At 66.5% G+C, this 24,731-nt stretch carries 18 protein-coding genes; 14 read left to right on the plus strand and 4 right to left on the minus strand.

Annotation, left to right across the window (positions count from 1 at the left end; genetic code table 11):
* Positions 1-87 precede the first annotated feature (87 nt).
* Positions 88-834 carry a phosphoglyceromutase gene (locus RM50_RS09350; RefSeq protein WP_043452082.1) on the plus strand — a complete coding sequence of 249 codons (747 nt, stop codon included), beginning with the start codon at positions 88-90 and terminating at the stop codon, positions 832-834.
* A 146-nt stretch (positions 835-980) separates the two neighbouring features.
* Here the strand turns inward: RM50_RS09350 and phoU are convergent, their stop codons facing one another.
* A complete protein-coding gene (gene phoU, locus RM50_RS09355; RefSeq protein WP_043452084.1) occupies positions 981-1,643 on the minus strand; it encodes a phosphate signaling complex protein PhoU in 663 nt (220 codons plus the stop codon).
* 204 nt (positions 1,644-1,847) lie between these two features.
* Between phoU and RM50_RS09360 the strand changes: the two genes are divergently transcribed.
* Both RM50_RS09360 and RM50_RS09365 read left to right on the plus strand, forming a co-directional pair.
* On the plus strand, positions 1,848-3,101 hold the full coding sequence (locus tag RM50_RS09360) for a sensor histidine kinase (protein ID WP_043452086.1): 1,254 nt from the start codon (positions 1,848-1,850) through the stop codon (positions 3,099-3,101).
* On the plus strand, positions 3,098-3,778 hold the full coding sequence (locus RM50_RS09365; RefSeq protein ID WP_043452089.1) for a response regulator transcription factor: 681 nt from the start codon (positions 3,098-3,100) through the stop codon (positions 3,776-3,778). The genes RM50_RS09360 and RM50_RS09365 overlap by 4 nt, the downstream gene beginning before the upstream one ends.
* Before the next feature lie 103 nt (positions 3,779-3,881).
* On the opposite strand, the gene RM50_RS09370 is transcribed toward RM50_RS09365, so the two are convergent.
* Positions 3,882-4,481 (minus strand): hypothetical protein, encoded by a 600-nt coding sequence (locus RM50_RS09370; RefSeq protein WP_043452092.1) that lies wholly within the window; start codon positions 4,479-4,481, stop codon positions 3,882-3,884.
* Between the two features lie 271 nt (positions 4,482-4,752).
* On the opposite strand from RM50_RS09370, the gene RM50_RS09375 reads away from it, so the two are divergent.
* The 8 genes from RM50_RS09375 (at position 4,753) to RM50_RS09410 (ending at position 12,280) form a co-directional block, all read left to right on the plus strand.
* Entirely contained in the window at positions 4,753-5,235 is a 483-nt protein-coding gene (locus RM50_RS09375) for a CarD family transcriptional regulator (protein ID WP_011690592.1), read from the plus strand.
* Positions 5,236-5,341: 106 nt separating this feature from the next.
* Positions 5,342-6,124, plus strand: coding sequence for a 2-C-methyl-D-erythritol 4-phosphate cytidylyltransferase (gene ispD / locus RM50_RS09380; RefSeq protein ID WP_043452094.1), 783 nt, complete (start codon positions 5,342-5,344; stop codon positions 6,122-6,124).
* Between the two features lie 8 nt (positions 6,125-6,132).
* On the plus strand, positions 6,133-6,633 hold the full coding sequence (gene ispF, locus RM50_RS09385) for a 2-C-methyl-D-erythritol 2,4-cyclodiphosphate synthase (RefSeq protein ID WP_052260105.1): 501 nt from the start codon (positions 6,133-6,135) through the stop codon (positions 6,631-6,633).
* 9 nt (positions 6,634-6,642) lie between these two features.
* Positions 6,643-8,109, plus strand: a complete 1,467-nt coding sequence (cysS, locus tag RM50_RS09390; protein WP_043452099.1) for a cysteine--tRNA ligase — start codon at positions 6,643-6,645, stop codon at positions 8,107-8,109.
* Between the two features lie 107 nt (positions 8,110-8,216).
* The gene (rlmB, locus tag RM50_RS09395) at positions 8,217-9,206 is read left to right on the plus strand and encodes a 23S rRNA (guanosine(2251)-2'-O)-methyltransferase RlmB (protein WP_043452101.1); all 990 of its coding nucleotides are present in this window, start codon (positions 8,217-8,219) and stop codon (positions 9,204-9,206) included.
* A gap of 88 nt (positions 9,207-9,294) precedes the next feature.
* A complete protein-coding gene (glgX, locus tag RM50_RS09400) occupies positions 9,295-11,394 on the plus strand; it encodes a glycogen debranching protein GlgX (protein ID WP_043452103.1) in 2,100 nt (699 codons plus the stop codon).
* A gap of 33 nt (positions 11,395-11,427) precedes the next feature.
* Positions 11,428-11,916, plus strand: coding sequence for a ribonuclease domain-containing protein (locus RM50_RS09405; protein WP_043452105.1), 489 nt, complete (start codon positions 11,428-11,430; stop codon positions 11,914-11,916).
* 7 nt (positions 11,917-11,923) lie between these two features.
* Entirely contained in the window at positions 11,924-12,280 is a 357-nt protein-coding gene (locus RM50_RS09410) for a barstar family protein (RefSeq protein ID WP_043452108.1), read from the plus strand.
* 17 nt (positions 12,281-12,297) lie between these two features.
* On the opposite strand, the gene RM50_RS09415 is transcribed toward RM50_RS09410, so the two are convergent.
* Complete coding sequence (locus tag RM50_RS09415) at positions 12,298-14,085, minus strand: thiamine pyrophosphate-requiring protein (protein WP_043452110.1); 1,788 nt, start codon at positions 14,083-14,085, stop codon at positions 12,298-12,300.
* 61 nt (positions 14,086-14,146) lie between these two features.
* Positions 14,147-16,765, minus strand: coding sequence for an alpha-glucan family phosphorylase (gene glgP, locus RM50_RS09420; protein WP_205622245.1), 2,619 nt, complete (start codon positions 16,763-16,765; stop codon positions 14,147-14,149).
* A gap of 191 nt (positions 16,766-16,956) precedes the next feature.
* Here glgP and RM50_RS09425 point away from each other — a divergent pair, with 191 nt between their 5' ends.
* The 3 genes from RM50_RS09425 to RM50_RS09435 are packed head-to-tail and all read left to right on the plus strand — an operon-like array spanning position 16,957 to position 24,468.
* On the plus strand, positions 16,957-18,999 hold the full coding sequence (locus tag RM50_RS09425; protein WP_043452115.1) for an alpha-1,4-glucan--maltose-1-phosphate maltosyltransferase: 2,043 nt from the start codon (positions 16,957-16,959) through the stop codon (positions 18,997-18,999).
* Positions 18,996-20,789, plus strand: coding sequence for a maltose alpha-D-glucosyltransferase (treS, locus tag RM50_RS09430; RefSeq protein ID WP_043452117.1), 1,794 nt, complete (start codon positions 18,996-18,998; stop codon positions 20,787-20,789). The genes RM50_RS09425 and treS overlap by 4 nt, the downstream gene beginning before the upstream one ends.
* Before the next feature lies 1 nt (position 20,790).
* Positions 20,791-24,468: a 1,4-alpha-glucan branching enzyme gene (locus RM50_RS09435; protein WP_043452119.1), complete on the plus strand. Its 3,678-nt coding sequence runs from the start codon at positions 20,791-20,793 to the stop codon at positions 24,466-24,468.
* The last annotated feature ends 263 nt before the right edge of the window (positions 24,469-24,731 follow it).

The raw sequence follows: 24,731 nt of genomic DNA on the forward strand, positions 1-24,731 counted from the left end.
CCACCCTATCCCCGGCGGAGGGGAGACGGGGCACCAGGCCTTGTAACGCTCGGCGGGCGGCAACACTGCTCGGCTAGGATGAAAATCATGACTTACAAGCTGATTCTGCTGCGCCACGGCCACAGCGAATGGAACGCAAAGAACCTGTTCACCGGCTGGGTGGACGTTGACCTGAACGACCAGGGGCGCGCGGAAGCAGCGCGCGGCGGTGAGCTGCTGGTGGAGAACAACATCCTGCCGGACATCCTCTACACCTCGCTGCTGAAGCGGGCCATCAACACGGCCAACATCGCCCTGGACAAGGCCAACCGCGGCTGGATCCCGGTCAAGCGTGACTGGCGCCTGAACGAACGCCACTACGGAGCCCTGCAGGGCAAGGACAAGGCCCAGACGCTCGCCGAGTACGGCGAAGAGCAGTTCATGCAGTGGCGCCGCTCCTACGACACCCCGCCGCCGCCCCTGTCCGACGACTCCGAGTTCTCGCAGGCCCACGACCCCCGCTATGCGGACCTGGGCGACGCCCTGCCGCGCACCGAGTGCCTCAAGGACGTCCTGGTGCGGCTCCTGCCCTACTGGGAGTCGGACATCAAGGAGGACCTCAAGGCCGGCAAGACCGTCCTGGTCACCGCGCACGGCAATTCGCTCCGCGCCCTCGTCAAGCACCTGGACGGCATCAGCGACGACGCCATCGCCGGCCTGAATATCCCCACCGGCATCCCGCTGGTGTACGAACTGGACGAAAACTTCCAGCCGGTCAAGCCTGGCGGCACCTACCTCGATCCGGAGGCCGCCGAAGAGGCAATCCTTGCGGTCGCCAACCAGGGCAAGAAATAAGACTTCGCGGTTCTTCGCCGGGTGCTCGGTCGTTCCTCCCTTAGACGCACTCCGGCCGAAGAACGCGCTGCGTCAAAAGTGAAACGACGACGGCGGGCTGGTCACCAGGGGTGACCAGCCCGCCGTCGTATGTTCTGGCTGCCGGTCTAGCTGTGTTCGGTGGCGTTCGGCTGCCAGGCGCCGGTCACCAGGTACGTCACCTTCTGGGCAACGGAAACGCCGTGGTCAGCGAACCGCTCGAAATAGCGGCTGGCCAGGGCCACATCCACCGTGGTGGCAGGGGATTCGGTCCATTCGGGGGCTGCGATGGCCTTGAAGACGCTCAGGTGCAGGTCGTTGATGGCGGTGTTCGCCTTGAGGATGTCCCTGGCCACTTCGAGGTCGCGGCTCTCCAGCAGGACCGTCAGCTTGTCGGCAATCTCCTGGTCGAGTTCGGCCATCCGGTTGAACGTCTCCGTCATGGACTCCGGGATCACATTGGACGGGTAGCGGAGGCGGGCCAGCTGGGCGATGTGGCGGGCAAGGTCGCCCATCCGCTCAAGGGAGGCGCTCATCCGGAGGGAACCCACGATCATCCGCAGGTCGCTGGCGACCGGGCCCTGAAGCGCCAGGATGTCGATCGCCCGCTCGTCCAGGCTGTTCTGCAGGAAGTCGATGCGTGCATCCGCCGCGATGACATCCTGGGCGAGGTCCACGTCCGCCACCTGGAATGAGGTGGTGGCCTTGTGCATCGCTTCGCTGACCAGCCGGGAAATCTCCACCAGCTGGTCACCGACCTGGGTGAGCTCTTCCTGAAAAACCTTACGCACGTAGGCGTCCTTTCCTTGGAACTCCCGCCGGCCGGTTCCGGGCAGCAGGAATTGTGTCGCCAATGGGCGCTCTAACCACCAACTCTGGCATCGCCCGGTAAACGATTATGCGCACACAGATGAACGTTAGTTGAACCGTTGGCGGAAGGGCCCCAAGGCGGCGGACCGCGCCAGGCAAGAGCATAAAGTGGAGCTGTGGATCCTATGCTCATTGGTCTGGTCGCCGGCCTTATCGGCCTGGCGCTTGGCACGTTCGGCGTGCTTGCCTACCGGGTCAGCGAGAAGCAGCGCGAACTGCTGGACGTCGATGCCGGCGAATTGTCGCTCCCGGCCGGGGCAGCGGAGGTGCTTGCCGTCGTCGGACGCGCCTTTGTGGTGCTGGACGACGTGGACGGCGTGGTCCGCGCCAGCCCTGCAGCCTATGCGTACGGCCTGGTCCGCGGGCACACCGTGGTGCACAAGGAACTCCTGGACATGACGGCAGGGGTCCGGCGAGACGGCGTCATCCTGGAAAAGCAGCTGGAGCTTCCCCGGGGCCCGCTGGGGCAGGGGACCATCATCGTCCAGGTCCGGGCAGCCATGCTGGGTGAGGAATACATCCTCCTCCTCGCCGACGACCGCACCGAAATCACCCGCACCGAGGAAATCCGTAACGACTTCGTCGCCAACGTCTCGCATGAACTGAAGACCCCGGTGGGCGCCATCTCGCTGCTCGCCGAAGCGCTGGAATCGTCTGCGGATGACGAGGAAGCCGTCCGCCGCTTCGCCAAGCGCATGCACAAGGAATCCGCCCGCCTGGCCGCCCTGGTCCAGGACATCATCGAACTGTCCCGGCTGCAGGGCGCCAGCGTCACCCAGCAGGGCGGCCCTGTGGACATCAACGCAGTGATCGCCGAGGCCGTCGACCGCTCGCAGCTCCCAGCGGAAAGCAAGAACATCAGCATCGTGGTGGGCGGCCGGACCGACGGCAAGGTCTTCGGCGACCAGGACCTCCTGGTGACAGCGCTGCGCAACCTTATTGACAACGCCATCCGCTATTCGCCCGCCAATACCAGGGTGGGGATCGGTGTCCGTTCCCGGGAGGGCCTGGTCTCCATCTCCGTGACCGACCAGGGGGACGGCCTCACGCCCGAGGACCAGGAGCGCGTGTTCGAACGCTTTTACCGGGTGGATGCGGCACGTTCCCGCCAGACGGGCGGCACCGGCCTGGGCCTGAGCATCGTCAAGCACGTGGCACAGAACCACGGCGGCGAAGTGACGCTGTGGTCCCAGCCGGGGCAGGGATCCACCTTCACCCTCCGGCTGCCCGAAATGGAGGGGCAGGATGCCGACGGCGGACCGGGCGTTTCCGAGGCAAACGTGCAGGCGGGGCTGCCGGCACGGAAGGCGCCGGAACAGCCCGCCCTCACCCAAGTACCCCGCGCCGCCGGCGCAACAGAACGAGGAGCTAGCGCTTGAGCAGGATCTTGATAGTGGAGGATGAGGAGTCGTTCAGCGATCCGTTGTCCTATTTGCTGGGCAAAGAGGGTTTCGAGGTCGAGGTGGTGGACAACGGCCTGGACGCCATCACCGAGTTCGACCGCAACGGCGCCGACCTTGTGCTGCTGGACCTGCAGCTCCCCGGGCTTTCGGGCACCGAGGTCTGCCGCCAGCTGCGCCAGCGCTCCAGCGTTCCGGTCATCATGCTGACCGCGAAGGACTCCGAAATCGACAAGGTGGTGGGCCTTGAGCTCGGCGCCGACGACTACGTCACCAAGCCCTACTCGTCCCGCGAACTGGTGGCCCGGGTCCGGGCGGTACTGCGCCGCCAGGGCGAGCCGGAGGAACTGGTGTCCGCCACGGTGCAGGCCGGCCCGGTCCGGATGGACATCGAACGCCACGTGGTGAGCGTTGACGGCGAGCAGGTCCTGCTTCCCTTGAAGGAGTTCGAGCTCCTGGAGATGCTCCTGCGGAACTCGGGCAGGGTGCTGACGCGCGGCCAGTTGATCGACCGGGTATGGGGGTCCGACTACGTGGGTGACACCAAGACCCTGGACGTGCACGTGAAGCGACTCCGCGGCAAGATCGAACCGGATCCTTCCGCCCCCCGCTACCTGGTGACCGTGCGCGGCCTCGGCTACAAGTTCGAACCCTAAGCTCACGCGGCAAGGACAAAGGCATACAGAAAGGGAGGAGCCGGTGGCTCCTCCCTTTCGTTATGTCCGGTGTTGTCTGTCTCCGGTCCGGTCCGGTACCTGCCTAGCGGCTGGTGGCGGTGGCGGTGGCGGTAGCCGACGGGGTGGCGCTCGACGTGGCGCCCGAGGTCGCGCCCGCAGAGGGGCTTGCCGAGGAGGAAGCCGACGGCGTGGCAGACTCCGAGGCACTCGGGGTGGGAACGTAACCCTTGTACTCCTGCAAGGTGGCGTCCAGGACCGGGACCTTGACGGTGCTGCTGACGTTGGTGCCGTTTTCGCTGATCTTCAGGTCCACCAGGGAGCCGGGCTTGCCGCCGCTGGTGCTCAGGATGGCCGCGTCCGAGTCTTCATTGAGGAACGTGGAGGAGTTGGCCTTGACCGAAACCTGGGTCTGGGAGCCCTTGGCACCGTTGACCGTGAGCTTCACGTCCTTCGAGGAAGAGTTGTAGACGGCGCCGATCAGGCGGCCGGGCTCGTCTTCGCCGGTGGAGACGATGAGGATGTTGCGCAGCTGCAGGGGCCCGAGGTCAGCGCGGATGCCGTCCGAGGCGGAGTACTGGTGGCTGGTCTGCTGGGGCGTGATGTAACCGCAGCCCGCGGTCAGCAGGCTGGCGCCAAGGGCAGCAGCCGTCAGTGCCAGTTTGCCGCGCTGGGCCCGGTTCATCGCAGTGGAACGCACGTCACGTACTCCTCGAGAAATTTGAAGTCTTTTGCAGCCATAGCCTATCCGCAAACAGCGTCAAACGAGGATTCGGCGGTGTCACATGCGCTGTGGGAACGCTCACCTGATGCACTAATCCGCTCATCCGTCAAGGGGGTCCGGGGAGTTGATTGGGCCGTTTTTCCGCGTATTTTCGCGGTTGGGAGCCCTTTCTCCGGCCGGTCATATGCCTGAATCGTGATAAACTGGTCTGCGGGAAAGGGGAAATGTCCACATGGTATTTGAGGTCGGCGAGACAGTAGTTTACCCTCACCACGGTGCTGCGAAGATTGAAGAAATCAAGATGCGCACCATCAAGGGCGAAGAGAAGATGTATCTCAAGCTCAAGGTGGCCCAGGGTGATCTGACCATTGAAGTTCCAGCAGAAAACGTTGACCTTGTTGGGGTCCGGGACGTAGTGGGCAAGGAAGGCCTGGAGCATGTTTTTGATGTGCTCCGCGCCGAGTTCACCGAGGAACCCACCAACTGGTCACGCAGGTACAAGGCAAATCTGGAGAAGCTTGCTTCCGGTGACGTCATCAAGGTGGCCGAGGTTGTTCGCGACCTGTGGCGCCGGGATCACGACCGGGGCCTTTCCGCAGGCGAAAAGCGAATGCTGGCCAAGGCCCGCCAGATTCTGATTTCAGAACTGGCGCTGGCTGAGAAGACCGACGAGGAGAAGGCTGCAAGCGTTCTCGACGAGGTCCTGGCTTCCTAAGAACTTAGCCCCGGCCGCACGCAAGTGCTGCCGGGGCTTTTTTAGGCCCAAATCCTGCCGGGCCGGGCGCACCGAACCCGGGCGCCGGCGTCGTAGGCTAGTCCGCATGAGTGAATCATCTCCGCGCCTGGTCACGGCAGTCATCGTCGTGGCCGCCGGTTCAGGGCAGCGCCTCGGCTACGGCATGCCCAAGGCGGCCGTGCCCCTGGGCGGCGAGCCAATCCTGATGCATGCCCTGCGGGGAATCGTCGCGTCGGGGGTGGCCAGCCAGGTCTGCGTCGCCCTCCCCGCCGGTGACCAGGGCCTGCGCCGGATGTGCGACGACTTCCGGGAGGAACTAACCGACGGCGGACCCCTCCTGACGCTTGTGGACGGCGGAGCCACCCGGGCAGAGTCAGTCCGCGCCGGCATCGCGGGCCTGATGGAAGGCATCGAAGCCGTCCTGGTCCACGACGCCGCCAGGGCCCTGACGCCCGAATCCGTCTTCCACCGCGTATCCGATGCCCTCGCCGCCGGCGCCGCCGCCGTCATCCCCGTGCTTCCGGTAGTGGACACGGTCAAAACCGTGGCGGCAACGTCAGGCCAGGACGCCGCCTTTGCACCCGAAGTGGTCACCGGCACAGCGCACCGGGAGGAACTCCGGGCTGTGCAGACCCCACAGGGCTTCACCATCGGCACCCTGCTGCGCGCGCACGACGCCGCACAGGGACTGGACCAGCAGCAGGCGGCAACCGTCACGGACGACGCCATGCTCGTGGAGATGCTCGGAACCGCGGTGCACGCCGTCCGCGGATCAACCCAGTCCCTCAAGATCACCACGCCCCTGGACCTGATCTTTGCCGAAGGGCTCCTGGAGGGGCCCCTCGGCGCCCGTTGGGTGGAAGGATGAGCGCCGGCATGGTCCTTCCCCGCACGGGAGTGGGAATCGACGTCCATGCCTACGCGCCCGAGGACTCACCCCGGCCGCTCTGGCTCGGCGGGCTCCTGTGGCCTGGTGAACGCGGCCTCGCGGGACACTCGGACGGCGATGCCGTGGCGCATGCCGCCGCCGACGCGTTGTTCTCCGCGGCAGGCATCGGCGACCTTGGCACCCACTTCGGGACCGACCGCCCGGAATTCGCAGGCGCGTCCGGCGCAACCCTCCTCGCCGAAGCGGCGCGGATCGTCCGGGCCGCAGGCTTCGAGATCGGCAACGTCGCGGTGCAGTTCGTCGCCAACCGGCCCAAGTTCGGACCGCGCCGTGAGGAATCGCAAACGGTGCTCAGCGAGGCCGCCGGCGCCCACGTCGGCGTTACAGCCACTACCAGCGACGGCCTGGGTTTCACCGGGCGGGGCGAGGGCATTTCCGCAGTTGCCACCGCCCTGGTCTACCCCCGCCGGCCCGAGGCGATCGGCTAGTCTGGAGCGGTGACCCTGCGCTTCTATGACACCGCCTCCGCCGAAGTCCGGAACTTCGTCCCCCTCGTCGACGGCAGGGTCAGCCTCTATTACTGCGGCGCCACCGTCCAGGGCATGCCGCACGTGGGCCACATCCGTTCCGCCATCGCCTTCGACCAGCTCACCCGCTGGCTGGAGTTCCGCGGCCTGCGGGTGACCGTCGTCCGCAACGTAACGGACATTGACGACAAGATCCTTGCGAAGTCAGAGGCTTCCTTCGCACCCGACTTCAGCCCGGAAGCGGGGGAGGTGCGCCGCGAGGAGTGGTGGGCCCTTGCCTACCGCTATGAGCGGGAGTTCCTGAAGGCCTACGACACCCTCGGTGTTTCCCGCCCCACCTACGAACCCCGTGCCACCGGCCACATTCCAGAGATGCACGCCCTGATCCAGCAGCTCATCGACCGCGGCCACGCCTACCCGGCACTGGACGGTTCCGGCGACGTCTACTTCGACGTCAGGTCCTGGGACAAGTACGGTGCCCTCACCCGGCAGAACATCGACGACATGCAGGCAGCGCCCGACGCCGATCCCCGCGGTAAGAAGGACCCCCGCGACTTCGCGCTGTGGAAAGGTTCCAAGGAAGGTGAACCTGCCACCGCGAGCTGGACGTCGCCGTGGGGTGCCGGCCGCCCTGGCTGGCACCTGGAGTGCTCCGCCATGGTCACCAAGTACCTCGGTACCGCATTCGACATCCACGGTGGCGGCCTGGACCTGCGCTTCCCGCACCACGAAAACGAGATGGCCCAGTCCCAGGCGGCAGGCCACCCGTTCGCCAACTTCTGGATGCACAACGGCATGGTGACCTACCAGGGCGAGAAGATGTCCAAATCGGTTGGGAACACCATCAGCCCGGCGGAGATGCTGGAACTCGCCCCGCCCCGGGTGGTCCGCTATTACCTGGGCCAGGCGCACTACCGCTCCATACTCGACTACCGGCCCACGTCCCTGCAGGAGGCCGCCGCCGCCGTCGAACGCATCGACGGCTTCCTGGCAAAGGCCGCCGCGCGTTTCGGCGGCAACGCCGGCATCGCGGAGCAACCGCAGGATGCATCCCTCGAGGGGGTGGACGCATTCTGCGACGCCATGGACGATGACCTCAATGTTCCGCGCGCGCTGGCTGCCCTGCACGAAACAGTCCGCGCAGGCAACACGGCGCTTGCCGAGGGTGACGACGACGCTGCCCGGAACGCGATGCACGCCGTCGTCCTGATGACCGGAGTCCTGGGCCTGGATGCGGTGGCAGGGTCCGAAACCGCCAGCTCCAGGGAAGCCGAAGCCCTCGGCGTCCTGGTGGAAGCCCAGCTGGCGGCCCGCGCAGCTGCCCGCGCGGAGAAGGACTGGGCCGCGTCCGATGCCATCCGCGACACGCTCAACCAGGCCGGCGTCGTAGTGGAAGACGGCCCGGACGGCGCCACCTGGAGCCTGAAGCGGGACTAAGCCGCTGCGCGCCAGCAGACGGGACCGGACCTCCTTGAGCTCCCGATTTTTTTCGGGTCAGTAGACTGGTAGGCAGACTCAGTCAGCACAATCAAGGGTGGAACATCATGGCCAACAATGGTCGCCGATCGGTGAAAGCGAAGAAGGGCCCAACCGTCGGAACCGGTGGCCATGGCCGCAAGGCCCTCGAAGGCAAGGGCCCCACGCCCAAGGCCGAGGACCGCGTGTACCACAAGGCCCACAAGGCCCGGCAGCTCGCGGAACGTTCCGCTGCCAAGCGCGGGACGGGCGCCCGCAGCGCCGGCGCCGCCAAGACCGGCCCTAAGGGCCGTGCCACCGAGGAGGTCGTCACCGGCCGCAACTCGGTGGTCGAGGCCCTTCGCGCCGGCATCCCCGCCAAGGCACTGCATGTCGCCATCCGCATCGAAATGGATGACCGCGTCAAGGAATCCCTGAAGCTCGCCGCCGAACGCGGCATCCCGCTCATGGAAACGGGCAAGCCGGAACTGGACCGGATGACGGACGACGCCGTCCACCAGGGCCTGGTGCTCCAGATCCCGCCCTACGAGTACTCGGACGCCTACGAACTGGCCGAGGAAACCGTGGAGAAGTGGAAGAAAGGCCACATCAGCAACGCGCCGCTCTTCGTGGCGCTGGATGGCATCACGGACCCCCGGAACCTGGGCGCCATCATCCGCTCCGTCTCCGCCTTCAGCGGCCACGGCGTCATCGTGCCCGAGCGCCGCTCCGTCGGCGTCACCGCCGCGGCATGGAAGACCAGCGCCGGTGCAGCGGTCCGCGTGCCCGTGGCCCGTGCCGCAAACCTGAACAACGCCCTGAAGCAGTTCAAGAACATGGGCATCTTCGTGCTGGGGCTCGACGGCGACGGCGACGTTTCGCTGCCCGACCTCACCCTGGCGACGGAACCGGTCTGCATCGTGGTGGGCTCGGAAGGGAAGGGCCTGAGCCGCCTGGTCCGGGAGAACTGCGACCAGATCGTCTCCATTCCCATCGATTCCGCCATGGAGTCCCTGAACGCCTCAATGGCGGTGGGCATCTCGCTGTACGAGGTCTCCCGCCAGCGCGCGGCGCGCTGAATCGCTGTCCCGCGCCACCGGCGGGGGGTTTGACGTGCCCGGGCGTCAACGGGCAGGTCACGTGCCGCTGGCCGCTACTATTTAGGTGATGGTCATGCCGCTCTTCGACACCGCTTCCACCATGGACGCCTCATCGGCTGTTCCCCTCGGTGTCAGTGTCCCGCGCGTTGATTCCGGCGGGACCCGGCACCACGCCGGCGGCCGGGCCAACGTTGCCGTCCTTGCCCCCGCCGTATCCAGCCTGGACATTGTCTACTGCCCTCCCGGGGGACAGTGGCGTGTCCATACCCTGCCGAACGTGACCCGCGGCGTGCACCACGGCATCGTCGAGGACCTGCCCTACGGGTCGCGCTATGGCTTCCGTCCGTCGTCGGCTGACCCGGAACCGGTATCCGCCGCAGCGGACGGAAACGGTCCGGGCAGCAGGCCCCTGCTGCTGGATCCGTATGGCCGGGGCGTGGACCCGGCCGGCGGCGTCCTCACCAGCGTCCGGACGTCCACGGAGTTCGATTGGGAAACCGACGAACGTCTGGGCCTTCCCTGGCGCAACACCATCCTTTACGAAGCCCATGTGCGGGGCCAGAGCATGCTCCACCCGGACGTCCCCCTGGAGTTGAGGGGTACCTACGCCGGCCTGGCCCACCCCGCCGTCGTTGAGCACCTCACCAGCCTGGGGGTCACGTCCGTCCAGCTCCTGCCCGTCCATTTCCACCTGGATGAGCCGCACCTGCAGGACCTGGGATTGAGCAACTACTGGGGGTACAACACCGCGGCGTTTTTTGCCCCGCATCCCGGTTACGCCACCCGGGCGGCCCAGGAGGCAGGCCCGCAGGCTGTCCAGGACGAGTTCAAAGCCATGGTCAAGGCCCTGCATGCCGCCGGGCTGGAAGTCATCCTCGACGTCGTCTACAACCACACGGCGGAGGGCGGACCCGACGGGCAGGTCCTGAGCTTCCGTGGCCTGGGTGAGGACACCTATTACCGTGTGGACGGCAACGGGAAGTACATCGACACCACCGGCTGCGGCAACACCCTGAACTTCGGTGACCAGCGGGTGGTCCAGATGGTCACGGACTCCCTGCGCTACTGGGTGGACGAGTTCCACATCGACGGTTTCCGGTTCGACCTGGCGGTCACGCTGTGCCGGAACGCCGACAACGAATTCGACCCCAAGCACCCCTTCCTCACCGCCGTGGCCGCCGACCCCGTTTTGTCGGAGGTCAAGCTCATCGCCGAACCCTGGGACATCGGCTACGGCGGCTGGCAGACGGGCCGGTTCCCCCCTGGCTGGGTGGACTGGAACGACCATTTCCGGGATGCCGTCCGAACCTTCTGGCTTGCAGACCGGGCGGCCGTTGATTCCGGCGGGCACGGCGGGACCATGGCCAAACTCGCCGACGCCCTCTCCGGCTCGGCGGGGCTCTTCGCGGCATCCGGCCGCTCCCGGCTTGCCTCGGTCAACTTCGTCACCGCCCACGACGGCTTCACCATGAACGACCTCGTCTCCTACGACCGCAAGCACAACGAAGACAACGGCGAAGAGAACAGGGACGGGCACGGCGACAATCGCAGCTACAACCACGGCGTGGAAGGCCCTACCGAGAACGGCGTGATCCTGGCGCAGCGCGCGCAGGCACGCCGCAACCTGATGGCGTCGATGATGGTGTCCCTCGGGGTGCCGATGATCACCGCGGGCGATGAGCTGGCCAGGACCCAGCACGGAAACAACAACGCGTATTGCCAGGACAACTCCATGACGTGGCTGGACTGGACGCTGACGCCCGAGGCACACGAAATGCTGCGCAGCACCAAGCGGTACATCCGGCTGCGCAAGGAATTCCTGGCCGCCCAGCCACGCGACTTCCCGGTCCGGGACGAGCAGTCATACCTCTACTGGTTCGACCAGGACGGACAGCCCATGTCCGCCGACCGGTGGAACGATCCGCACCACCGGGTCATGCAGCTCCTGCTCGGAGACGACGGCGGCGACCTGGCGGGCCTGGTGGTGGTGAACGGGGGCGCCTCGGACGTGCAGGTCACCCTCCCCGATGCCGGCCGGCGGACCCCGAGCATGTTCGAACTCCGGCTCACCACGTCGCCGCGCCACAAGCAGCGGCAGGGGCTCGTGGTGGCTTCGGGTGACACCGACCTTGCCGAGGCCTACTCCATCAATATCTACCGCACCTGAATCCAGCAGAAACCGCCCGGCAGGTACACCCGCATGCGCAACCGCTCCATCCTTCCCCTGCTCCTCACCGCCCTGGTGGTGCTGGCCATCGTGGCGTTCGGCGGCGCCGGCCTGCTCGGGCAGCAAACGGAAAGCCCGACGCCGGGAACAGCTTCCAGTGCATCCCTTACCCCGGGCGGGGCGGCGGCGTCCGGGGCAGCAAGGCAGTCCGCGCCGTATAAAGCGGCGAACCCGTCCAGCCTGCCGGAGGTACGCGAGTCCGCGCTTCCCCCGGAGGGCCGCCGGGTGCTGGCGCTGATCCGGGCGGGCGGCCCCTACCGGTACAGCCAGGATGACCAGGTGTTCGGCAACTTTGAGCGGGTCCTGCCAGCCCGTGACCGCGGCTACTACCGTGAGTACACCGTCCCCACGCCCGGCGAAACGGACCGCGGGGCACGGCGCATCGTTGCAGGCAACGGCGGGGAAAAGTATTACACCGGGGACCATTACACAACGTTCACGTTCATAGCGGAAGGCAGCTAGAGCAACCATGAGAATCTTTTCCGGCGACACCTGGACCCTGGAAGAGCTGCAGGAGCAGGTGGCCGACGCCGGTCGCCGCAGCGTGGTGGTTCCGCCCGCAGACAGCAAACGCACGGTCCTGGAAACCTTCGGCGAGGTCCTGGGCTTTCCCGAACACTACGGCGTGAACCTCGATGCACTGAACGACTCGCTGCATGACTTCGCCGACAGCATCACCGACAACGGCAACCCGCCCGTGACGGTCCTGTGGCAGGTGGCCGCGCCGTTCCGCAGCGACAGGTCGTTCGGCATCATCTGCGAGATCCTGCAGGACGCGGAACGGTACGCCGGCAAGGACCTCGCCGTCACCGCCGTCATGCTCTAGGCCCGCAGCCCGGGCAATCAGCCCTCCGGGCCCTCCTCATGGGACACATAGGTGTCCAGGAGCGCTGAGGCCCGGCCGCCGTCGTCCTCCGCTGCCAACCCCTTGCGCATGCTTTCCGCCTTCTGCCGGCCGGCAGGGAACGGCGGCAGCAGCGGAACCTCGGGATCGGTGAGCACCTCGATCACCACGGGGCAGTCGGCTGCGAAGGCTTCCTCCCAGGCCTCCGCAATCAATTCCGGGTCCTCCACCCGGATGCCCCTGAGCCCCAGCAGGTCCGCGTAGCCGGCGAAGGGGAAATCGGGCAGCTCCTGGCTCGCGGCAAACCTCGGCTCGGCCTCCGACTCACGCTGCTCCCAGGTGACTTCGGTCAGCTCCCGGTTGTTGAAGACACAGACCACGAACCGCGGGTCCTTCCACTGGCGCCAGCGGTGCGCCACCGTCACCAGTTCCGCCACCCCCGCCATCTGCATGGCCCCGTCCCCGGCCAGGGCCAGCAGCGGGCGGTCCGGGTGGGCAAGCTTGGCGGCAATCCCGTAGGGGATGGAGCAGCCCATGCTGGCAAGCGTCCCCGACAGGTGCGCGGGGACACCGTGGGGGAGCACCAGCTGGCGGGCGTACCAGTAGACGCAGCTCCCGACGTCGATACTCAGCTGGGCGTTTCCGGGCAGCCGGCCGTTCAGCTCCCTGACCACGCGTTCGGGATTGACGGGGCTTGCCGGGACTGCGGCGCGGTCCGCCGCGAGGATGCGCCAGCGGCTGACTTCCGCCTCCACCTCCGAGCGCCACTGGGTGCGGGGGCGGTACTCCAGCCTGCTGTTCAGGGCCTCCAGCGCCGATGCTGCGTCTCCGGCCAGGCCCACCTCCACGGGGTACCGGTTGCCGATGTTCTTCTCATCGACGTCGATCTGCACCGCACGGGCGTTCCCGGGCGGCGGATAGAACTCGGTCCAGGGGTCGTTGGAGCCGACAATCAGGAGGGCGTCGCAGTTCGCCATCAGGTGCGCGCTTGCGGTGGTCCCCAGATGCCCCATGGTGCCCGCCACGAACGGCAGCTCCTCATCCACATATGGCTTGCCCAGAAGACTGGTGGTGATCCCGGCGCCAAGCTTCTCCGCCACGGCAACCACCTCCCCGCCGGCGTGCCTGGCTCCCTGCCCCACGAGCAGGGCCACCCGCTCGGCTGAGTTGAGGATGGCTGCGGCTGCGTTGAGGTCCTCCCCGCGCGGCGTTTTGGCCGCAGCGCTCCAGGACGGCGCCGTGACCACGATGCCGTGCTGCTGTTCCAGTTCGGGCGCCGGCGCGGACTGGACGTCATGCGGGATGACCACGACGCAGGGGGAGGACGTGGCCTTCGCTGTCCGGAAGGCCCGGTCCAGCACCATGGGCACCTGTTCCGGCGCGCTGACCAGCTGCACGAACTGCGAGGCAACATCCTTGAACAGCGACGGAAGGTCGATCTCCTGCATGTAGGCCGAGCCCAGCACCGTCCGGCTCTGCTGGCCCACGATGGCCACCACTGGCACGCTGTCCAGCTTGGCGTCGTAGAGCCCGTTGAGCAGGTGGACCGCACCCGGGCCCTGGGTGGAGGTCACCACCCCCACGCCGCCGGTGTACTTGGCGTGTCCCACGGCCATGAAGGCCGCCGCCTCCTCGTGCCGGGCCTGGATGAACTCCACCTGTCCCTCGGACCGGCGGAGGGCACCCATGAAGCCGTTGATGCCGTCCCCGCTGTACCCGAACACCCTGCCAACACCCCAGGCGGCGAGGCGCTCCACTATGGCATCGGCCACCGTGCGTTCGGTCATGGGCCCTCCTGGATCGGGGTACTGCCTTCGTCCAGGGAGCCTTACCCACCAGGCGGGCGGGCTATGCGTTGACGATCAGCCCCAGCTCGGCCTTCGAGGCCAGGGCCTCGTGCCGCGGCAGGACGCGGACGGTGTATCCAAACGGTCCGGAGCGGTCGATCACCAGGGAGCCGCTGAACAAGTGCCGCCCGTTGCCCAGGTCCTCCTTCACCTGCAGTTCCATCATGGTGATGTCTGCCAGGGTGTCGTTCTCTTCCGCCTTGCCGTAGGCCACCTCAACGCACACGTCCTCCGGCGTGAGGGCGTTCAAGGCCACGTAGGCGTTGACCTGGAGCGTGTCGCCGATCTGCGGGTCTTCCGAGACGCCCACCGAATCCACGTGTTCCACGTGCACCTGCGGCCAGGCAGCGCGGACCTTCGCCGACCAGGCGGCCAGCCCGCGGGCCTGGGCGTAGGAATTGGCATTTGCGCTGCGTCCGGCCTCGGCGGCGGGACGGTAAAGGATGTTGACGTAGTCGCGCAGCATGCGTTCCGCGGAGACGGCCGGACCCAGGTGGGAGAGCGTGTGCTTGATCATGGACACCCAATGGGTGGGCACCTTCTCGCTGCCGATGGTCGACGGGCCCGCGGCCCCGGCACCCTCGGACACCGTACTCCCGTAGAAGCGCGGCGCCACCTGCGATTCAAGCAGCTCGTACAGTGCCGCGGCCTCGATGTCGTCGCGTTCCTCGGGGGAGGCGTCGTTGTTGGCCGTGGGAATCGCCCAGCCGTTCTCGCCGTCGTACATCTCATCCCACCAGCCGTCCAGGACGGAAAGGTTCAGCGATCCGTTCAGCGCCGCCTTCATGCCGGAGGTACCGCAGGCCTCCAGCGGGCGCAGCGGGTTGTTCAGCCAGACATCGCAGCCGGGAAACAGGGTCCGTGCCATGGCGATGTCGTAATTCGGCAGGAAGGCGATCCGGTGCCGGACCTCGGGGTCGTCGGTGAAGCGCACCAGGTCCTGGATCATCTTCTTGCCGGCGTCGTCGGCCGGGTGGGACTTGCCGGCGATCACCAGCTGGATGGGATGTTCCTTGTGCAGGAGCAGCGCCTTGAGGCGGGCCGGTTCGCGCAGCATCAGGGTGAGCCGCTTGTAGGTGGGCACGCGGCGGGCAAACCCGATGGTGAGCACGTCCGGGTCCAGGACGTTGTCCGTCCAGCCCAGTTCGGCGTCGGCGGCCCCCCGCTTCTTCCAGGCTGCCCGCAGCCTGCGGCGCACGTCCTCCACCAGGGCGGCCCGCATCTCCCTGCGGAGCGCCCAGACGTCGGCGTCGCTGACGTTGTAGGCCAGGTCCCATTTGCCCAGCGCTTCGGCCTCGCTGCCGAACTGGTCGCGGGCAAGCTTGGAAATGCGGCTGTCGACCCAGGTGGGCACATGCACGCCGTTGGTCACCGACGTAATGGGCACCTCGCTGTGGTCGAAGCCCGGCCAGAGCGCGGAGAACATGCCGCGGGACACTTCGCCGTGAAGCTTGGCCACGCCGTTGGCGCGCTGGGCCAGCCGCAGGCCCATGACGGCCATGTTGAACACCGAAGGGTTGCCGTCGGCGTAGTTCTCGCGCCCCAGTTCAAGGATCCTGTCCAGCGGCACGGCCGGAGCCAGCCCCGCCTGGAAGAAGTGGCTGATCTGGTTGATCTCGAACCGGTCGATGCCGGCAGGCACCGGGGTGTGCGTGGTGAACACCGTCGAGGCACGGCCGGCCGCCAGTGCCTCGTCGAACGTCAGGGCCTGCTCTCCGGACATGAGTTCCTGGATGCGCTCGATCCCCAGGAACCCGGCGTGCCCTTCGTTGGTGTGGAACACCTCCGGCGCGGGGCAGCCCGTCAGCTTCTGGAAGGCGCGCAGGGCTTTGACGCCACCCATGCCGAGAAGGAGTTCCTGCTGCAGCCGGTGGTCCCCGCCGCCGCCGTACAGCCGGTCCGTGATGCTGCGGGCAGCGTCGTCATTGCCGGGGACGTTGGAGTCCAGGAGGAGCAGGGGAACGCGTCCGACGTCGGCACGCCAGATGTGTGCCAGCAGGCGCCTTCCATTGGGCAGCGGAAGGGCGATCTGCACGGCCTTGCCGTTGCCGTCGGGGGACGGCTCGCGGAGCAGTGTCAGCGGCAGGCCGTCCGGGTCCAGGACCGGGTAGGTCTCCTGCTGCCATGCGTCGCGGGACAGCGACTGCTTGAAATAGCCCGCCTGGTACAGCAGGCCCACACCCACCAACGGAACACCAAGGTCAGAGGCCGCCTTCAGGTGGTCGCCGGCCAGGATGCCCAGGCCGCCCGAATACTGGGGGAGGACTTCGGTGATGCCGAACTCGGGGGAGAAGTAGGCGATGCTGGCGGGGGCGTCCGGGCCCAGGCCCTGGTACCAGCGCGGCTCCTCGAGGTACCGGTCAAGGTCCTGTTCCGCGGCGCGGACCTTCTCCACCACGGACTGGTCCGTGGCCAGCTGCTGGAACTCCTCGCGGCTCACCATCCCCAGGAAGCCGATCGGGTCCTGCCCGCTTTCCTCCCAAAGGCGCGGGTTCAGCCCGGCGAAAAGCTCCCGGGTGGGGCGGTGCCAGGACCACCGCAGGTTGCTGGCCAGCCTGGCCAGCGGCCGGATGGGCTCGGGGAGGACTGTACGGACCGTAAACCTGCGGATTGCCTTCACCTGCGTCACACTAACCGACAAGATGCGCGGCCGGAACCAGCTTCAGGTTTCTTTTGGGTAAATGACAGGGGCATGAAGAAAAAGGGCCGCGGCACGCCCAATTTAGTGAGCAGCCTTAGCAATCCAGCGCATTTCTCGCTAACGTCGAGCCTGTGACGACTAATTCAGGAACCAGTGCCGCATCCACCAAAATGCCCCAGCGCCGCATCACCGAGGGACTGCGGTTCGGGCGTTTTCCCATCACCGCCGTGCAGCCCGTCGTCGAAGGCGGCAAGTTTCCGGCCAAGGCCCTGCCGGGGGAAGGCATCGTGGTGGGCGCTACCGCCTTCCGTGAAGGCCACGACCAGCTCGGCGTCAGCGCCGTGCTGCTCGATCCCTCGGGCGCGGAGCGCCAGCGTGTCCGGCTTGCACCGCCGCGTGGGGAACGCGGCATGGGGACGGACCGCTGGGAAGGTGTCCTCACGCCGTCGGAAACCGGAAACTGGTCCTTCGTCATCGAAGCCTGGCACGACCGCTACGGCACCTGGCACCACAATGCGGAGGTGAAGATCGACGCCGGCATCGACGTTGAACTCATGCTTGCCGAGGGTGCCAAGCTGCTGGGCGATGCGGCAGGCGAGGACTTCCGGGACGACGTGGACCGGGCCGCCTTGCGCCATGCCTCGGACGTCCTGGCCGATCAGTCCCGCACCACCGAGGAACGGCTGGGAGCCGGCTTCAGCCAGGAAATCGCGGACATCGTTGCCCGCCAGCCCATCCGCGAACTGGTGACCGTTTCCCAGAAGTACCCCCTGCTGGTGGAGCGCGACCGTGCCGGCCGCGGCGCCTGGTACGAGTTCTTCCCCCGGTCCGAAGGCGCCGTCAAGGACCACAACACCGGTCAGTGGACGTCCGGCAACTTCCGGACCGCGGCAAAGCGGCTCGATGCCGTGGCCGCCATGGGCTTCGACGTCCTGTACATGCCGCCGATCCATCCCATCGGGGTGCAGCACCGCAAGGGACCGAACAACACCCTGGTGGCCGGTCCGCACGATCCCGGCTCGCCCTGGGCCATCGGTGCCAAGGAGGGCGGCCACGACGCCATCCACCCGGACCTTGGTTCCTTCGAGGACTTCGACGCCTTCGTGGCGCGGGCCAACGAACTCGGCCTGGAAGTGGCGCTGGACCTTGCGCTGCAGGCGGCACCGGACCACCCCTGGGTCGAGTCGCACCCGGAATGGTTCACCACCCGCGTGGACGGCAGCATCGCCTATGCGGAAAATCCGCCAAAGAAGTACCAGGACATATATCCGCTGAATTTCGATAATGACCCTGAGGGGCTTTCGCAGGAAATTCTGCGGATTGTGCTGTTGTGGGTCAGCCATGGCGTAAAGATTTTCCGCGTGGATAACCCGCACACCAAACCGGTGTGGTTTTGGGAATGGCTTATCGCGGAAGTGAATAAAGCGGTGCCCGGCGTGGTGTTCCTGGCCGAAGCGTTCACCCGGCCCGCCATGATGCACGCCCTGGGCAGGGCCGGGTTCCAGCAGTCCTACACCTACTTCACGTGGCGCAACACCAAGAAGGAGATCGAGGCCTACTTCGACGAAGTCAGCCACGACTCCCCGGCGTTCTTCCGCCCCAACTTCTTCGTCAACACCCCGGACATCCTCACCGAGTACCTGCAGTACGGCGGGCCCGCGGCGTTCCGGATCCGGGCAGTCCTGGCCTCCACCGGCAGCCCGCTCTGGGGTGTCTACGCCGGATATGAACTGTATGAGCACGTGGCCCGGCCAGGCGCCGAGGAGTACATCGACAACGAAAAGTTCGAGTACAAGCACCGCGACTGGGAGGCCGCCGCCGAATCCGGCCGCTCGCTGGCGCCGTACATCACCCGGCTCAACCACATCCGCCGCGACCATCCTGCGCTGCTGGACCTGCAGAACCTCACGGTCCACCAGAGCACCGACGACTCCACCGTGGTGTACTCCAAGCACAAGACGCTCCCCGACGGGTCAAAGGACACCATTATCGTGGTGGTCAACGTGGACCCGCACGTCACCAAGGAGTGCAGCGTGGCCCTGGACCTGGCAGCCCTTGAACTGGACCCCCAGGACCTCACCCCGGGCGGCGGCTTTTACGTGGATGACCTGCTCACCGGACAGAGCTGGGAGTGGGGCGAGTACAACTACGTGCGCCTCGATCCGCACGTGGAGCCCGCCCACATCCTGAGCGTGAGGAGAATGCATTCGTGAGTTTCAATCCGCAAAGTTCCGGGCACTTCACCCCCAAGAGCACGTTCGAGCTAAATGCGCCTGGCCTTCAGCATGACCCGTTGTGGTACCGCAAGGCCGTGTTCTACGAGGTACTTGTCAGGGCCTTTGCGGATGCCAACGGCGATGGGTCCGGGGATTTCTCCGGACTCATCGACCGGTTGGACTACCTGCAGTGGCTGGGCGTGGACTGCCTGTGGCTGCCGCCGTTCTTCCAGTCACCGCTGCGCGACGGCGGCTACGACATCTCCGACTACAACTCGGTCCTGGACGAGTTCGGCACCATCAGCGACTTCAAGCGCCTGGTGGCGGAGGCCCACGCCCGCGGTGTCAGGGTCATCATCGACCTGCCCTTGAACCACACCTCGGACCAGCACCCCTGGTTCCAGGAATCCCGCAAGGACCCGGACGGGCCCTTCGGCGACTTCTACGTCTGGAGCGACACGGACGAGAAGTACCAGGATGCGCGCATCATCTTCGTTGACACGGAGGAATCGAACTGGACGTTCGATCCCATCCGCCGCCAGTTCTTCTGGCACCGGTTCTTCAGCCACCAGCCGGACCTGAACTTCGAAAACCCGAAGGTGATCGACGCCGTCTTCGACGTGGTCCGGTTCTGGCTGGACCAGGGGATCGACGGTTTCCGCGCGGACGCCATCCCTTACCTCTACGAGGAAGAAGGCACCAACTGCGAGAACCTTCCCGCCACCCATGAGTTCCTCCGCCAGCTGCGGGCCATGGTGGATGAAGGCTATCCGGGCCGGGTCATCATCGCCGAAGCCAACCAGCCGCCCACCGAGGTGGTGGAGTACTTCGGCACGGTTGAGGAACCCGAATGCCACATGGCGTTCCACTTTCCCATCATGCCCCGGCTGTACTACGCGCTGCGGGACCAGAAGGCGGCGCCCATCATCGAGACCATGCGCGAGACCCCGGACATCCCCGAGGGTGCGCAATGGGGAACGTTCCTCCGCAACCACGACGAGCTCACCCTGGAGATGGTCACCGCGGATGAGCGCGCGGCGATGCTGGGCTGGTACGCACCGGACCCACGGATGCGCGCCAACATCGGCATCCGCCGCCGCCTGGCACCGCTGCTGGACAACTCCCGCGCTGAGATCGAACTGATCAACGCCCTCCTGCTCTCACTGCCGGGCAGTCCCTTCCTGTACTACGGGGACGAGATCGGCATGGGGGACAACATCTGGCTCGAGGACCGCGACGCCGTGCGCACGCCGATGCAGTGGAACCCGGACCGGAACGCAGGCTTCTCCCACGCCGACCCCGGAAAGCTGTACCTGCCGCCCATCCAGTCGCTGGTCTACAACTACAGCATGGCCAACGTCGAGGCGGAGGCGGCCCATTCGGGTTCCCTGCTGCGCTGGACCCGGCAGATCCTCAGCGTCCGGAAGAACCACCCTGCGTTCGGGCTGGGCGAATTCAAACACATCGAGGCCGACCACGATGCCGTCCTGGCGTACCTGCGTGTCCTGCCGGACAACAACCCCGCGGGCGCGGACGCCGAGACCATCCTGTGCGCCTTCAACCTTTCCCAGCACCCGGTGGCAGCGACCTTGCGCGTTCCCGAATACTCGGGCCGGGGCCTGCGCGATGTCTTCGGCGGCCAGATCTTCCCCGGCATCGGCGACGACGGCACCCTCACACTGACCATCGGAAGCCACGACTTCTTCTGGCTCCGGATGCGGTCGGCGTCCTCCAACCCGTCCTCGCCCTACACCCAGGCCATGCCCATCCTGTCGATAGAGAACTGAGATGAACCAGCCAATCCTCACTCCCGCCCTGACCGCGCTGCTCAAGGAATGGCTGCCGCAGCAGCGATGGTTCCCCGTCAAGACCCCCGATTTCGCCATCAGCCAGGCCGGCAGCCTTGGCCTGGACGATCCCAGCGGCCACGCGGCCCTGGCCGTGTTCCTCCTCAACGTCACCACCGAGGGGGCCGACGGCGGTCCGCGCAGCGCCGTGGTCCAGGTTCCGCTGAGTTTCCGGCCCGCGCCGGCCGGAGGCATGGAGCGTGCGCTGGTGGGCGAGGCTGCGGGAATGGATCCGACCCGGCCCTGGGTATACGACGCCGTGCACGACCCCGATTTCGTCGGCGCCTGGCTGGAGCTCATCCGTCAGGGAGGGAAGGCCGCCAGCGGCGCCGCCACCGGGTACCGCGTGGATGGGCCCTTCCGGCTTCCCACCGCCAAAGGCGTGGTGAAGGTGCTCTCGGGCGAGCAGTCCAACAGTTCGGTCATCGTGGACGACGGCGAATCGGCAGCCATGGTGAAGTTCTTCCGGGTGCTCTCCGAAGGCACCAACCCGGAGATCGAGGTAGGAGCTGCGCTCACCAAGGCGGGAACCTCTGAAGTCCCGGCCACCCTGGGCTGGGTCCGGGGGGAGTGGCTCAGCCAAGGCAGCACGGGCAGCCGCTACGTCCAGGGTGAACTTGCGGTGGCCCATGAATTCCTGGCCGGCGGACGCGACGCCTGGCGGCTTGCCGTGGACGCAGCCCGTTCCGGCAGGGACTTCACGGCAGAGGCGCGGGCCCTTGGCACCGCCACGGCCACGGTACACAAACGACTGGCGGAGGCCCTGGGGCAGTCAGCCGAGCCGGAACCCGGCAAGGGGGCAGGACCCGCTGTTGCCCAGCGCGTCCGCGCCGCCTGGGCAGAAGCCCATGCCGCCGTCGGCCCTTACGACGACGCCCTGGAGACACTCCTGGCCACCATGGGCAAAGCTCCGGTCGGGCCGTTGCAGCGCATCCATGGCGACCTCCACCTCGGCCAGATCCTGCAGGTCACCGGCCAGACCGGCGGCGAATCCAGGTGGGCGATCCTCGATTTCGAGGGTGAGCCGCTCCGGCCCATCGCGGAACGGAACGTCCCTGATGTTCCCCTGAGGGACGTCGTGGGAATGCTCCGCTCCTTCGACTACGCTGCCGGGGCAGCCCAGCGTGAGCAGGAAGGCGCGCAGGTCCCGGAAGGCTGGGTGGACGCCTGCGCAGATGCCTTCCTGGCGGGCTACGCGGAAGTCATTCCCGGCACGGTGGACCGGACCTCGCCCCTGTTTGTGGCATTGTGGCTGGACAAGGCGCTGTATGAAGTTGTTTATGAAATGCGTAACAGGCCCGACTGGCTGGCGATTCCAGTAAACGCCGCCAGGCGGCTCCTGAGCGGTAACGGCGCCGGCGATCATGCCGGTGCAGCATCGGAAGGTAACGAAATGACAGGCTCAGCACGAACTGACCGTCCGGGGGTGCCCCTGCACGTGGATGAAGGCACCCTGGGCAGGATCGCGAACGGTGAACACCACGCCCCCCACTCCGTCCTGGGCGCGCACCTGGACGACTACGGGCATGTCACCATCCGCACCGTGAAGCACCTCGCCGAGGCCATTTCCGTGGTCACGCAGGCCGGCGAAGTCCCCATGCAGCACGAGGCCCATGGCGTGTGGGTTGCCGTCCTTGAACCGGTGGAGCAGGGCCACGTTCCCGACTACCGGTTGTCGGTCACCTACCCGGGCCGGGACGCGGTCACCGTCGACGAACCGTACCGCTACCTCCCCACGGTGGGCGAAGTGGACCTGCACCTCATCGGCGAAGGCCGGCACGAGAAACTGTGGCAGGTGCTCGGCGCCCACGTCCGGCACTACAAGTCGTCACTGGGTGACGTGAACGGCGTTTCCTTTGCCGTGTGGGCCCCGAATGCGCAGGCCGTCCGGATCAAGGGCGACTTCAATGCCTGGGACGGCCGCGAAAACTCAATGCGCTCATTGGGGTCCTCCGGTGTCTGGGAGGTCTTTATCCCCGGGGTGGAAGCAGGTGCGTGCTACAAGTACGAAATCCTGACCCGCGGTGGCTACTGGGTTGAAAAAGCTGATCCGCTGGCGTTCGGCACCGAGGTTCCCCCTCTAACGGCATCCCGCGTGGTGGAGCCCTCCTACGCCTTCAAGGACGACGAATGGATGGAAGCGCGGGCCAAGCGCGATCCCCACAACTCAGCCATGAGCGTCTATGAGGTGCACCTCGGGTCCTGGCGCCTGGGCCTTGGCTACCGCGAACTGGCCAAGGAACTGGTGGAGTACGTCAAGTGGCTCGGATTCACGCACGTCGAATTCATGCCGGTGGCCGAGCACCCGTTCGGCGGCTCCTGGGGCTACCAAGTCACGTCCTACTACGCCCCCACGTCCAGGTTCGGCCACCCCGACGAGTTCCGCTACCTGGTGGACGCCCTCCACCAGGCAGGCATCGGCGTACTGCTGGACTGGGTGCCGGCGCACTTCCCCAAGGACGCCTGGGCGCTGGCCCGGTTCGACGGTGAACCCCTCTACGAGCACTCCGACCCGGCGCTCGGGGAACACCCTGACTGGGGCACCCTGATCTTCGACTTCGGCCGCACCGAGGTCCGGAACTTCCTGGTGGCGAACGCCCTCTACTGGCTGGAGGAATTCCACATCGACGGGCTGCGCGTGGACGCCGTGGCCTCCATGCTCTATCTCGACTACTCGCGGCAGGAAGGCCAGTGGCGGCCCAACCGCTTTGGTGGCCGGGAGAACCTCGAGGCCATCTCCTTCCTGCAGGAAGTCAACGCCACCGTCTATAAGACCCACCCCGGCGCGGTCATGATCGCGGAAGAATCCACAGCCTTCCCCGGTGTTACCGCACCGACCAGCCACGGCGGCCTGGGCTTCGGCCTGAAGTGGAACATGGGCTGGATGCATGACTCCCTCAAGTACATGTCCGAGGATCCCTACAACCGCCGCTGGCACCACGGCACGGTCACGTTCTCCCTGGTCTACGCCTTCACCGAGAACTTCCTGCTGCCGATCAGCCACGACGAGGTTGTCCACGGCAAGGGCTCCATGCTCCGCAAGATGCCGGGTGACCGCTGGCAGCAGCTGGCCAACCTGCGCGCCTTCCTCGCCTACCAGTGGGCCCACCCCGGCAAGCAGCTCATCTTCATGGGCACCGAGTTCGGCCAGGAAGCCGAGTGGTCGGAACAGCACGGGCTGGACTGGTGGCTTGCCGAGATCCCGGCGCACCGGGGACTGCAGCTGCTGACCAAGGACCTCAACGAGCTGTATGCAGCCACGCCGGCCCTCTACTCCCAGGACAACGTTCCGGCCGGGTTCCAGTGGATCAACGGGGGAGACTCGGACCGCAACGTCTTGTCCTTCATCAGGTGGGACAAGGACGGCAACCCGATTGTCTGCGCCATCAACTTCTCGGGTGCACCCCACGTTGGGTACACCCTGGGAGTTCCGACGGCTGGTGCATGGACCGAAGTCCTGAACACCGACCACTCCACCTACGGGGGATCCGGCGTGCTCAACACCGGAGAGCTGAAGGCAACGGACGAAGGCCAGGATGGCCAGCCGGCCACCCTTACCGTCACGCTGCCTCCGCTCGGGGCGTCCTACTTCAAGCCCGGAGCAACAGCGGCCAAGTGATCCCCGCCTGCAGGATCACCTGCAGGAGCGGAACGCACGCAGCACGAACAAAGGCCCGGAATCCCCGTGATTCCGGGCCTTTCGGCGCCCGGCAGGACAGCACGCAGCAGCGGACTGGCGATCCCGGATGAGTGGTGGTACAGTTTATTTCCGCGCTGCTCCACGGAGTCAGACGGAAAACCGATCCCCCAAGCATAAGCTGAGGATGATCGCGGACGCCGGTTTGACACGCAGGAAGCCAGCGGGTAAGTTTGAAAAGTTGC

Source organism: Pseudarthrobacter phenanthrenivorans, assembly GCF_000813845.1.
Taxonomy (GTDB): Bacteria; Actinomycetota; Actinomycetes; order Actinomycetales; family Micrococcaceae; genus Arthrobacter; species Arthrobacter phenanthrenivorans_B.